Origin of the sequence: Bacteroides sp. D20, from assembly GCF_003436255.1 — a bacterium.
GTDB classification, from domain to species: domain Bacteria; phylum Bacteroidota; class Bacteroidia; order Bacteroidales; family Bacteroidaceae; genus Bacteroides; species Bacteroides uniformis.
In genome coordinates, this window is record NZ_QSOO01000002.1 from 386,689 (window position 1) to 398,970 (window position 12,282).

Genomic DNA, 12,282 nt, shown 5'->3' on the forward strand with positions numbered 1-12,282 from the left:
TAATATCTCAGTTTATCCATCCCAAATCACAAATGTGTTGTACATTTCTTACCTGAAAAACTTGGTTAATACATTTGTCACAAAATCAATCAATACTTGAAATGATACAGACTCCGGTTATAGTGACATTTGCCAATCAGAAAGGAGGTGTAGGAAAGACTACCCTTTGCGTAACTTTTGCCAACTATCTGGTGACGAAGGGTGTAAGAGTTGTGGTAATTGACTGCGACTTCCAGCACTCCATCATGAAGTGCCGAAAGTCCGACATCAGAAAATACGGCGAACAGGAAATGCCATACGAGGTATGGGCATATGAAGCCAACGACAAGGCGATGATGACTTCCCTTATGGAGAAGCTGCACAATGATCCTGAAATTGACGTTGTACTTATGGATTCTCCCGGCAGTCTGAAAGCGGAAGGGCTGATACCCATGTTCGTCAACTCTGACATCATCATTGTTCCATTTCATTATGACCTGGTAACCGTTCCGTCCACGGCCAGTTTCCTCATGTTTGTTGACCGGCTGAAGAAGGCTGTCGGTGAAAGGATGAAAGCCAGACTATTCATCATTCCCAATCTGAATGACGGAAGAATCGGCAAGCGTTCCGAACTGCTTATCTGGGACAATGCAAGGGATACTTTCTCCAACTATGGATACGTCACTGCAAAGATTCCCAAACGTGCGGACATGGAACGGTTCAGCACCATGGCGGCACTGGATATGCAGGCTGCTATCGTTACACCGGTATTTGACAAGGTCTATCAGAGTATCTTCGATACACTTGAACCGATAAGGGAAAAAGAACTCAAAGGCATACAGCTGACGGAAAATCTGAATCCCAAGCCTAAGAAGAAAAAGAAGGCACAGCCGTCTGATGAAGCTTCACAAAACAATACCGGCCAGTCTGGTACAGGTAATCAGAACAAAGAACCAGAATAATCAGTAACACTTCAATAACCATAGCACTATGAGTAAGGATATACCAGAAATAGATGACCTGACAAGAGGCATCAATGATTCAGAACTTATATTGACGCAAGATACCGCAGGAACACAAGTTAAACAAAAGGAAAATAATAATGAAGCACAGGAAAAGGATACTGCTGTTTCCCTTTCGGATACAGGATGCTGGGATGACTTCATGGAATTCCTGCAATCGGACGGTTCGGGAACGGACAAAACAGAAAGACTTGTCTGCAAACTCGACCGTGACCTTGCGGATTCACTTGATGACTGCGATATACATGGCAGGTGCCGCTCTGACCTGGTGAATGCCATCGTAAGGGCATTCTTCAAGTCATACCTGCCACGTCTGGCAGAATACAGAAGGGAAAAGAAATCGTTGTTTAACAGTTATAATCTGTAGGATATGAAAAAGACAGACTGGACCGACAGGATGCTGGCCGCTCTTGTCGAGCTGTATCCGGTAGAGACCACGGCCTATACCGCTGCCGTTCTCAATCTGAGCGAATCGACCGTCAAGCTGAAAGCCCGTGAGCTTGGACTTGTAAAAATGGCCAAATCCAGATGGATGGAGCGTGCCGACTATATCAGGAATCATTTCCAAGAGTGTTCCTTCTCTGAGATAGGGAAAGCTCTCGGCATTACCCGGATGAGTGTCGGACGTATAGCCGCTGCACTCGAACTGAAACGCAGCAGTGAAGAGAAACACCTGATTTCCTCACGTATCCGTACCCAGATGGTAAAGAGGGAAAGACGGCGTATCGTCTTCGGTCTGGAACCCATAACCGGTATCCGTGTCATTTCAAACAGGGCGAAGGTAAGGGTGCGCTCAAACATGAAGTCAAACGGATACATCATCAGTGAGGAACACAACGTGATTTATTATACCGGCACAACGGAACGCAGGGAACGTCTGGAAAGCCGGGGTATCAGACTGGGACTGCATATCCTTCCGTTTCCGGAGGACAGTTCCGCTCTTTCATCCAACATCATATTACAACAGCCATGCAGTACGGACAGATAGTATTCCTTCTCTTCATGGCAATGGTATTCTACTATGCGGCAATGATTTTCATGGACTTCCAGAGGGCAAAGGCCGCACAGAATGCCGAGCAGGACAGCCATAAAGAAGAGGACATTGACATATCGGAAGAGGCACGAAGCTTCAGACCGATAAGGATAAACCGGGATGAACCTGAATCCAAAGAAGAGAATCAGGAAGAGAATAATACAGGGAATCCCGAACCTGAGAATGAAAATACTGATTCTGACGGTACAGAGAAATCTGCATCCAAATCAGAATCTTCCAGACACGTTTACCGGGAGGCCATCATGACTGACGGCATTCTGGTAGAGAATATCATTCAGGAAATAAACCGGTTGGCAGAGACCGGTACCAGTGATCTCGGTGCCGTTATCTTCAGCTGTGAGAACGCCTGATATTATATACCGTTCCTTTAGTGACATCTGTTTCTTTGGCGATGAAATCCTTTAACATTATTCAGAAATGCAGATAATAAAGAAAAATGCCCGGAATCTTACGGAGCGTTTCATCGGTTCAAGTTTTGCACAGAAGAGTGTGATGGCGGCCATTGCACTGATTATTTCCACATCCAATGCAATGGCAGGAAGCAAGGGTGCAGCAGGTTTTACCAAGGCCACCCAGGAAGTCAGTTCCTACCAGACTCCGGTATCGAACCTGATGAAGGCCATTGCTGCCGTTATCGTCCTGGTTGGTGCCTTCAACGTCTATTTCAAGATGCAGAACGGAGACCAAGACGTGAAAAAGACCATCATGCTTACCATCGGAGGCTGTATTGCATTCATCGCACTCTCGGAAGCTCTCCCGCTGTTCTTCCAGTAATCCTTTCCCGGCATGACAATGAATCAGGAAGGATACCCTGTGTTCAAGGGATTGCAGAAACCGCTGGAGTTTATGGGCATACGTGGCCGTTTCCTCACTCTGGCAGCGGCAGCCATAGGCGTATCATTCGTAGGCTTCATCGGTTTCTCAATCGCTTTGGGAAAGGTTGCAGGATTCATAGCCATGATGGTCATGGCACTGGTGGGACTGATAACCATCTACATCAAGCAGCGTGGAGGACTCCACAACAAGAAAAGGGCAAGAGGTATCTATATCTACAGAAACCTGAGAAAAGAACAGTAAATCACTTTATACAGTATGGCACACAAAAGGAAAAGAATATTTGACGGACTCTATGCGCAGCTGGAGGAGACGGACGGCAATGTAGTGCTGTTCTCGGCCAGAGGCGAGCCGTCCGTTATCTTTGAAATAACCAATCCGGTCCAGCAGCTCTGTACGGATGCGCAGCAGTACATGCTGTTTCATGACGTGCTATCCAATATCCTTCAGACCATCGGTGAGGGATATGCACTACAGAAGCAGGATATTATGTGCAGACAGGCATATCACCATGACGTGCCGGACGATGCGGAGTTCCTGACAAGGAGTTATTTCAGATACTTCGAGGGAAGGGAATTCACAGAGATAAGGACTTTTCTTATCCTCACCCAGGAGGCCCAGAGAAGCCAGTTCATCCAGTATGACCCGAAAAGATGGCTCGATTTCCATGCCAAGGTATCAAAGACGGATGATATTCTGACGGAGAAGCATATCCGGCACAGAAAGCTCGGCAAGGAGGAAGTCAGCGAGTACTGTCACCGTTTCATGGCATTCCAGTTCCGGCACGGACCGTTCTCAATGACCAACTTCAAGGCTTCAGACGAATATCTCAGGACAGGTGACCGGATTATCCGTTCCTATCCGCTGGTGGACATTGACGAGATTAATCTGCCTTCCATGATAAAGCCGTACACGCAGATGAACATCAACGGGTACGGTATCGCAACCGACCTGCTTTCTTTCCTGACCGGCGTCCCCTACTCGGACTGTGTGGTGTTCAACCAGGTCATTCAGATACCGGGACAGAGGAAGCTGCTGCGCAAGCTTCAGGCCAAGGCGAAGCGTCACGGTTCCATGCCGGACCCGAGCAACCGTATTGCAAAGGCCGATATTGAGGAAGTGCTGGACAGGCTGGCCGTTGACAGTACCATGCTTGTATATTGCAACTTTAACATTCTGGTGAGCTGCCCCCCTGACAAGGTTACTCCGGTAACTTCCTTTCTGGAGACAAAGCTGTATGAGTGCGGCATCATGCCGTCAAGAACAGCCTACAACCAGCTGGAGCTTTTCATTGACTGTTTTCCCGGTAACGGCTATGCCTTCAACCCGGACTATGACCTGTTCCTGACGCTTTCGGATACTGCCCTGTGCTTTTTCTTCAAGGAACATCTGAAGGAGTCTGAGGATACACCGCTGACCACATACTACACCGACCGTCAGGGACTTCCTGTCTGCATCGACATTACCGGCAAGGAAGGCAAAAGGAAGATGACGGACAATGCCAACTTCTTCTGTATCGGTCCTTCCGGTTCCGGCAAGTCCTTCCACATGCATGTCATATGCATGTCATATGGACTAAAACGCATCGAAAAGAACTCCAAACAAAACTTAGAGAAACGTCATAAATAGCTCATTTTCAATACATATTCATTAACATAACGCTCCAACCGCCTATTGCGAGTTTCATCCGTTTATAGTAATTTTGTACCACGGTTGTACCATGGGCAGAGGGACACACGGTTCTTAATGAGGGTTCTTATTTCCTCTTATTTCCCCTTGTTTCCTCTTAAAAGTTTCCGTCAAGGACCATCCCCCATGAGTCACTGCAAAATTCAAAAATAACGGTAAAAATGAATACTACAACTCGCATTCCAATCGTGCTGATGTCCGTAGAGGAAACAGCGCAGGCAGTAAGCATCAGCGTCAAGACAGTACGCAGTCTTATTCGTCAAGGCAGGCTAAGAGCCGTAAATTTCGGTACACGCATGACCAGGATCTATTTGCAAGACCTTCTTGAAATAGCCAAGGGACAAGGTTATCAGGTGGTTCTCCCTTCTTCCCTATCGTTAGAAGGAGCAACGTCCAAGAAAGCACAGAGGCTAAAAGATGCCGAGACTGGCTCAGTCAACAAGTTGGCAAAGTGTCGCAAGACTCCCAGGGCTGGTGAAAGAGCACCTGATGGAGTAACCCACGACACCCATTACACAATGGCAGAGGTGTTGAGCACCTTTAATATCAAGTATGGAAGATTCTATGAAGTCCGCAATCGTTACCAACTCCAGTCAGTTCACGCATGGGGAACGACCTGCTTCAAGAAAGAAGACGTGGAAAGGGTTATCGGGCTTTATAATGAAGAACAGGGTAAGAACATTTCCGATGACTGGTACACCTGCTTCGACATCATGAAACTCTACGGATTAGGCAAGACACAGGTACGCAGATTTGCGGAGACCCATGGAGTGAGAATCCGAAAGTTCAAAGGCGGAAGAGCCAACTACTATCTGAAAGCAGACTGGGAGGCTGCACGCAAGAAGGCAGAGAAAAGCAGTACTACGACCAAGGCAAAACGGAAGTGAGACACAAGTCAAGAGATGGTTCAAACAAACTCATATACGACCCATGCCGTTGCAATTGCTATGCAGCACCCATCCATGTCGGTCGAAACAAACCCACAACGCAGAGTAACGGATATAAGACAAAAAACGCATCCAATACCTGCTTTTAGTCTGATTTTGAGCGTAAAATCATACTCAAAAGCAAATTCAGGTTAAATTCTGGCTGTATTTGAAGCCATCTTTGCTTTTCTCTTTTCACGGCAATCTAACTTTGCATCGGATTTGAGAGTTAAAGCGTTGCGACCATGGCTATTCGCATCCACAGATACACATCGGTAAGAATAATAAAAGAATAACAATATGACGAACATTTGTACAAAGGTCACCGTGCGGAAACGACCTATCAAGAACGGACAGACTTCCCTCTATCTGGATTTCTATCCTCCAATCCGCAACCCGAAGACAGGCAAGCTCTCACGCAGGGAGTACCTTGGTCTTTACATCTACACCAACCCTGTTGAACGCTTTCAGCAGGAGTACAACAAAAGTATGATTCAGAAAGCGGAAATCATCAAGTGCCGCAGGACTGAGTCCATCATCAATGAGGAGTATGGCTTCCTCGACCGCAACAAGGGCAAGGAGAGCTTCTTGGAATATTTCAAGAACCTCATGATTGAGCGTGGCAGCAGCCAGAACTGGGCAACCGCCTACATGCACTTCCACAATTACACGCATGGCGAGTGCCGCTTCTGCGACCTTACCGTTCCGTACTGCCAGGGATTCCTCGACTACCTGTTGTCGGATGCCTGTATGCACAACGGCAAGCGCATGATGGGAACAACAGCCAACAACAACCTTACCAAGTTGAAGTGCATCCTTGCCATCGCATACGAGGACGGACTGCTCAAAGAGAATATCGCCAAGAAACTTGTGCGTGCCAAGGCTCATGGCAACAAGCGGCAGTTCCTCACCAAGGAAGAGTTGTTGCAGTTGTCTCAGACTCCTTGCAAGAGTGATGTCCTTCGCCGTGCAGGTCTCTTCTCCTGCCTTACAGGTCTTCGCCTTTCTGACTGCATCAGACTCCAGTGGGAGAATATCGTCAAGTTGGCTGATGGCGGCTGGGGAATGGACATTATCACAAAGAAGACTTCCACCGCTGCAATCCTGCCTATCAGCGAAGAGGCTTTGCAGCTCTGTGGCGAGCGAAGCACTGGACAGGTGTTCAAGAATCTCACGAACAGTACAGTGGCATTGTATCTCAAACCGTGGATAAAGGCTTCCGGCATCGAGAAACACATCACCTTCCACTGCTTCCGTCATACCTTTGCCACCTTGCAGTTGGCAGAGGGAACGGACATCTACACCGTGAGCAAGCTGCTTACCCATAGCAATCTTGCCACTACTCAGGTGTATGCCGATGTGGTGGACGAACTCAAACGTGATGCGGCAGAACGTATCTCGCTCAAAATACCAACAAAGGAAGAGAGTGACCAGACATAAGTGAAAAACATAATCAGGATAACAAATGGAAGAAAACAAATCATTATCGTTCGACCAACTGCCCAGTGCAGTTGGCGAACTTCTGACAAAGGTCAATACGATGATGACTCGTCTTGATGACATTGGTCAGAGAATAGGCAATGCTCCGAGCGAGAATGACCATGTTCTTATGGACATCAGAGAGGCAAGTGCCTTCGTCCGAAAGAAAGTCTCATCGCTTTATGCTTACACATCTGAAAGGCGCATTCCTTTCTACAAGAGAGGGAACACGCTCTACTTCTTCAAAGACCAGCTGATAAAATGGATTGAGGCAGGTGGCTCATGGGACAAGCCTTACGAATCGACCCAGGAGGAACAGGCAGACTTCGAGGCTCATCTGGCAATGTTGCAGAAAAGCAAGAAGAACAAGCCTGCCTCCATGAAGAGGGTCAAGGGCGAGAAAAATCCTGATGGGGAAGAATGGCATGACGGATAAGAGAATCATGTAATCTACTTTTTACGAAAGGGGAAAGAGAAACTATTCATTCTTTCTTTGCTGAGTAATCCGTTTCACTAATAATCAGTTTTTCAAGATGAGTAACCAAAGCATAAAATACGGAATCCTGCTGACCAAGGAACAGCTCGATTTCTTGAAGGATGACAGGCAGGGCTTCCACCGCATGACCGCCTTCGGCACTTTTGTATCAATGGCATCCACCAAGCCAAGTGTTTATCTGAAGACAGGCTTCTCCGCTTCTCTCTCCATCGGGCAGTTTGCCATCTCTACCGTTGAGCTGTCTGCCCTTTGGAAGTGTGACCGCAAGACAGCGGCAAAGGTGGTGGAACTGTTCAATCAGGTGGGCATCCTCTCAACCGAGAGGAACAACCGCACCTCCATACATACGATACTATGCATCGCCTTCTGGTACGTTGACGGCATCAAGGAAGCCATCAAGAACCCCTTCTACAACCGTCAATCCGTGACTTCCGCCACCCAAGAGGAATCGGTGTCCAATGTCCCATCCGATACCGCTTGCTCTTCGGAAGGCAATCTTTCCAATGGCATAGGTCAGCAGAAAGACAGCAGCGTCAATCCTGCCACTACTGACATTCTGCAGCCCCATGTTCCTGCCTCTTATAATACCTCTTCCCCTTTCGTTAATTCTCATGTTATCGGGGATGGACTTTCAGATCCTTCTCCGATACCACAAGACTTCAAACAAAGGGAAAAGGAAGGTGATGACCATTTTGAGTATGAGGTTGGACAGCCGTCAGAAGATGACTGCAATCAAGGAGAAGGGGCATCACCCATTGAGTTGCTGCCGTCTCCTGTCTATGATGACGAGGGCAACCTCTTGCAGCCACCGCCCCATGAAGGACGATGCGAGGATCACACGGAGAGACATGGCGCGCATATCACCCCAAGTCACTCATGATGTCATCTCTACTTTTCCCTTATTTCGACTATTGACGTTCCCGACAGGCAAGCTATCCAGAAGCCGCTACCTCTATTAGCCGTAGTTTTTTTTCGGAGGTCTAAACAAGAAGTACCAGTGTCAGACGGTTTCGCTTCGCCCACCGCTTCCTACTGGCATTCTTGAATGTTCGCAGGCTCACATTGGCTGTCCTGTTATATCAAGTATAAACTTTATAAACCCCATCTACAATGACAAAAGACAAGAATAACAACACGGAGAAAACCTCAAGGAAGAGACCTCCGAAGACCAGACACATTGACGTTCGTTTCACAGAAGAACACTACGACTTGGTAGTACATAATGCCCGACTGTCAGGCAGGAGCAAGAGCACATATCTTCATGACTTAGGCATCGGACACAAGCCATCCCTACCCATGACCGCAGAGCAGGAGGAAGCCTTGAAGGGCTTAATCGGGGCAAGGTCTGAACTGGTTTATGTGCGCAATGCGCTTCATGCCCTGCCACAGACCGAGAGACTAAAACTCTTCAAGAGAGCCGACTTCATGGAACGTTGGCTTCAAGGCATCAACACCCTGATAGAGGAATTGAGCCGCATTAGAGACAAATTCTTGGATATGTTATGATAGCAAAAGCGTCAGCAATTCAGCATGGTCAGGCAATGACCAATTACGCAACCAAAAACAATCGCGCGGACATCGTCAAGACCAACCATCTCAGCGAGGGTCTGCCGCCGATGGGCATGTGGGACGAGATGGTGCTGCATCAGTCCATGTTCAAGCAGAGGTATGCCAAGAAGCCCATCGAACTGACGTCCATCCGCTTTGAGCTTTCCCCATCTGAGGAGGAGGCACGTAACTGGACTATGGAGGACTGGAGAAGATTCCTTGACGAGTTCATTCGTGAGATGGATGGTATCTCCAAGGTGAACCACATCGGCAAGAAGAAAGGCAAGGCTGCAACTTCGGTCAAGCCGACCAACATAGCCAACTCCCAATATTTTGCCGCCCTTCACCGTGACTCCAAGAGTGGCATTCCCCACCTGCATCTGGTGGTGAACCGCATCGACATGGACGGTAATCTCAATGATGTGAAGTTCATCGGTGAGCGTGCCGTGATGGCTGCGAAAGCCATCAATCAGCGTCATGGTTGGAAGGATGCCATGGATATTCGTCAGGAACGCATTGCAGAGGTGACCAAAGCCTGTATGGATGTGCTGCGTTCAATGCCGTTCTTTGATTGGGATGAATATGCCGACCGATTGAGGGCAAAGGGATATGACATCGAGCTTATCCGTGACAAGAATGGTCAAGGCAGGGTGCATGGCTACCGCTTCAAGTTCGGAAAAACTACCATCAAGGCTTCCGAACTGGGTGTAGGAAGGAATCTCACCGCATCGAAAATCGGGAATACCTTCCGCAAGCTGCACCCTCAGCCAACACCTGTTGCAGTTGGTCAAAGACCTTCTCCTTCTGTTTCAAACGCTACCACATTGGACAGCAGAAATACGGCATCGCAAGGTGGTCTGTCTCGTACAAGCAATGTTGCCAAACCTGACCTTCCTGCCGGATTGAGAAAGATTATTGAAGTCGATGGTGAGCGTTTCAGCATAGTCATGCCGAGAACTGCTTACGACACGATGAACAGTTGTATCGAAGTTCCCGAGAATGGATCCGCAAGCCACACTGACATTCTGAATGTAGCCATGCTGCTCTTCATGAACTACCTTGATGCTGCCACATCGATGTCTGAGTCATGTGGTGGCGGTGGCAGTCCTGGCAGTGGCTGGGGACGTGATAAGGACGATGATGACCGTGAATGGGCAAGACGTTGCGCAATGCAAGCAAACACACTCTGCAAGCCGATAAAGAGAGGCATGAAACGATAACTTTTCAAACAAGAACGGTATGGGAAGAAACAAGAAAGATGCCACACAGGATGTGCTTAACCTGTACAATCAGATGCAGGAGGACGAGAACATCGAGAGTGGCAAGGAAGAAATCAAAGTGACCCTGAAAGAGATTGAATCAGCCAAGAAAGCACTCTATGAGGCAAAGGAGGAACTGGGCAATGCCTATCGGAGGTTGGAATCAACGAAAGTGGCACTTATGGCTGCCCACAGGAGCACGGACAACATCGTGGATAGTATATGCCATGCCATAGTCAAGGCAGAGCAGAGCAACCTCAAAGTCGGCATCAACGATGAAGGAGTTGCCCAGTTGGATAAGCGGAACAACACCGCCATTTCTGCTTTCAAGCAAGCCCTTGACGAGCATGAGAAGCGGATAAACGACCTGTTCACTCACCAGCAGAAAGAGCTTAAACGAATCCGCAATATCGAGGAGGGTGCATACTTCAACGGTAGCACCTATGCCTGGATGTTCGGCTTGGCTTTCCTAAGTTGGTCTATCATCTTTGTTGAAATCACCATTTGGATATGCATCACACTTTTTTAGAAAACTCAAAACATCAGAATCATGACAGACAACGAATACAGCAAGGCAAGAAAAGCCGCTGTTGATGCCCTTATCTACTGGGCAAAGACAGGCATGAGAGAGTTCACCATGCGTGACGCAGTAAACGACTATCTGGAGGCGAGCGGTGCTAACCGCCCCTCCATCGGTGGCGAATAGACCATCCTTGCACACAGAAAAAATGCAGCCAACCGACTGGCGATTGACTGCATATACAATTCATTTTGCAATAAGATTACTTACTTTCCCTCTTTTCCATCGGTTTTATTAGATGAGTTTGTTTTTGTAGTTGCTGTTTTTGATGAGGTTGCTCGTGGAAGAAGAGTTGGATTAGAGCCTATTGACCAACGATTATTCTTCGGTTGCGACGGAGGAACATTTGTGTTTGTGCGACTGGTTTCTTTTCGCTTTTGTTCCGCTTTTCTTTTTTCCTCTGCTCTTCTCCTCGCATTTTCCCGTTCTAAAGCAATGCGATTACGTTCATTAATCTCATGAAGACGTTGATTGTTTATCCTTTGTTGCTCTTGTTGGAATCGTCTCTCATTTTCTTTTCTAATTTGTTCATTACGTTCTTCTTCAAGATATCCTAAATTCCGCAGCATTTTAGTTTAACTTATTTTATAAGTACCTGAGCAACAAAAAGTTGCTCAGGATTTTGCTATGTCAGATTTTTCACCTATCTTAGTGTTGCAAATCAAAATATGTATCAAACCCGACAGACATGGCAAAGGTAGCAATAAAATCTGAGAACCTCTCTCCTTTTGAAGGAATTTTTTCAATAATGGAGCAATTTGACTCCAATCTCTCATCTGTAATCGACTCAACCCTCGGTATGAGATGCAGGCTGTATGGTTATCAATACAGCGAAATCATCCGTTGGATTTTATCCGACCGTTTCTCGCCATGACAATGCCCGAGCAAGCTCATCATTGCTCATCTGGCTTAACGAAACCGTTCGCTTATGAGCGTTTATTTCTGTGGCGGCTCATGCATAGAGGATGTCACCACTCATCTGATGTACCATCTCTCGCTTCATCCGACACTTCGCACATGCAGTGCCGACACGATTCTCAGAGCCATAAAGGAACTTACCCAGAATGACTTTGGATGACACCGACAACTTATGGTCGTGATTTTGCGTATTGCCTCAAGTCGCATGGTGGGGTAAGGGGCATTTATATGTCTTTATGGTGACTGCACTGTGCCCCCTTTTACTAACGATGCAGATTCTTTTCGCTTCTGTATCATTTAGGCGCGTAGTTGCGGATTTGAGGTTGAACTTTTGTGCAATGTTGAAGATTAGTAATTCTATTCAACATTTGTGCTAAAAGTCGGCTCCATCGCCAATTTGCCAGCCGTTATGCGGCAGCTTAAAAAAAGACGACACCAAACCAAAAAAATCATCTTGACAACCACCCGACTTTGAACTACGAAGGATGAAATTTTTCA

At 47.2% G+C, this 12,282-nt stretch carries 15 protein-coding genes and 2 pseudogenes; 16 read left to right on the plus strand and 1 reads right to left on the minus strand.

The features are described from left to right. Positions 1-101: 101 nt before the first annotated feature. From DXD78_RS03455 to DXD78_RS21005, 15 genes and pseudogenes are all read left to right on the plus strand, one after another. A complete protein-coding gene (locus DXD78_RS03455) occupies positions 102-941 on the plus strand; it encodes a ParA family protein (RefSeq protein ID WP_117652511.1) in 840 nt (279 codons plus the stop codon). A gap of 28 nt (positions 942-969) precedes the next feature. After that, complete coding sequence (locus tag DXD78_RS03460) at positions 970-1,368, plus strand: hypothetical protein (protein ID WP_117652512.1); 399 nt, start codon at positions 970-972, stop codon at positions 1,366-1,368. 3 nt (positions 1,369-1,371) lie between these two features. After that, positions 1,372-1,989, plus strand: a complete 618-nt coding sequence (locus tag DXD78_RS03465; RefSeq protein ID WP_199607936.1) for a MarR family transcriptional regulator — start codon at positions 1,372-1,374, stop codon at positions 1,987-1,989. Then, on the plus strand, positions 1,971-2,405 hold the full coding sequence (locus DXD78_RS03470; protein WP_117652513.1) for a hypothetical protein: 435 nt from the start codon (positions 1,971-1,973) through the stop codon (positions 2,403-2,405). The genes DXD78_RS03465 and DXD78_RS03470 overlap by 19 nt, the downstream gene beginning before the upstream one ends. Before the next feature lie 67 nt (positions 2,406-2,472). Then, positions 2,473-2,829, plus strand: coding sequence for a DUF4134 domain-containing protein (locus tag DXD78_RS03475; RefSeq protein ID WP_117652514.1), 357 nt, complete (start codon positions 2,473-2,475; stop codon positions 2,827-2,829). 12 nt (positions 2,830-2,841) lie between these two features. Further along, positions 2,842-3,132: a DUF4133 domain-containing protein gene (locus DXD78_RS03480; RefSeq protein WP_117652515.1), complete on the plus strand. Its 291-nt coding sequence runs from the start codon at positions 2,842-2,844 to the stop codon at positions 3,130-3,132. A gap of 15 nt (positions 3,133-3,147) precedes the next feature. Then, positions 3,148-4,449: pseudogene (locus DXD78_RS03485) on the plus strand (TraG family conjugative transposon ATPase); the annotation flags it as partial. Positions 4,450-4,739: 290 nt separating this feature from the next. Continuing rightward, positions 4,740-5,465, plus strand: a complete 726-nt coding sequence (locus DXD78_RS03490) for a helix-turn-helix domain-containing protein (RefSeq protein ID WP_048317560.1) — start codon at positions 4,740-4,742, stop codon at positions 5,463-5,465. A 339-nt stretch (positions 5,466-5,804) separates the two neighbouring features. Continuing rightward, positions 5,805-6,944 carry a site-specific integrase gene (locus tag DXD78_RS03495; RefSeq protein WP_048317558.1) on the plus strand — a complete coding sequence of 380 codons (1,140 nt, stop codon included), beginning with the start codon at positions 5,805-5,807 and terminating at the stop codon, positions 6,942-6,944. Positions 6,945-6,969: 25 nt separating this feature from the next. Continuing rightward, positions 6,970-7,419, plus strand: a complete 450-nt coding sequence (locus DXD78_RS03500; protein WP_048317556.1) for a helix-turn-helix domain-containing protein — start codon at positions 6,970-6,972, stop codon at positions 7,417-7,419. A gap of 97 nt (positions 7,420-7,516) precedes the next feature. Next, positions 7,517-8,359 carry a hypothetical protein gene (locus DXD78_RS03505; RefSeq protein WP_048317554.1) on the plus strand — a complete coding sequence of 281 codons (843 nt, stop codon included), beginning with the start codon at positions 7,517-7,519 and terminating at the stop codon, positions 8,357-8,359. A gap of 230 nt (positions 8,360-8,589) precedes the next feature. Continuing rightward, positions 8,590-8,985 carry a hypothetical protein gene (locus tag DXD78_RS03510; RefSeq protein WP_048317552.1) on the plus strand — a complete coding sequence of 132 codons (396 nt, stop codon included), beginning with the start codon at positions 8,590-8,592 and terminating at the stop codon, positions 8,983-8,985. Continuing rightward, a complete protein-coding gene (locus DXD78_RS03515) occupies positions 8,982-10,247 on the plus strand; it encodes a relaxase/mobilization nuclease domain-containing protein (protein WP_048317550.1) in 1,266 nt (421 codons plus the stop codon). Before DXD78_RS03510 ends, DXD78_RS03515 begins: the two co-directional genes overlap by 4 nt. A 19-nt stretch (positions 10,248-10,266) precedes the next feature. Beyond that, positions 10,267-10,815, plus strand: a complete 549-nt coding sequence (locus tag DXD78_RS03520; RefSeq protein WP_048317548.1) for a hypothetical protein — start codon at positions 10,267-10,269, stop codon at positions 10,813-10,815. Positions 10,816-10,836: 21 nt separating this feature from the next. After that, complete coding sequence (locus DXD78_RS21005; protein WP_153093198.1) at positions 10,837-10,992, plus strand: hypothetical protein; 156 nt, start codon at positions 10,837-10,839, stop codon at positions 10,990-10,992. 80 nt (positions 10,993-11,072) lie between these two features. Here DXD78_RS21005 and DXD78_RS03525 read toward each other — a convergent pair whose 3' ends face one another. Next, the gene (locus tag DXD78_RS03525) at positions 11,073-11,435 is read right to left on the minus strand and encodes a hypothetical protein (protein ID WP_053078087.1); all 363 of its coding nucleotides are present in this window, start codon (positions 11,433-11,435) and stop codon (positions 11,073-11,075) included. 119 nt (positions 11,436-11,554) lie between these two features. Between DXD78_RS03525 and DXD78_RS03530 the strand changes: the two are divergent. Further along, positions 11,555-11,935, plus strand: a pseudogene (locus DXD78_RS03530) (hypothetical protein); the annotation flags it as partial. Positions 11,936-12,282: the final 347 nt, after the last annotated feature.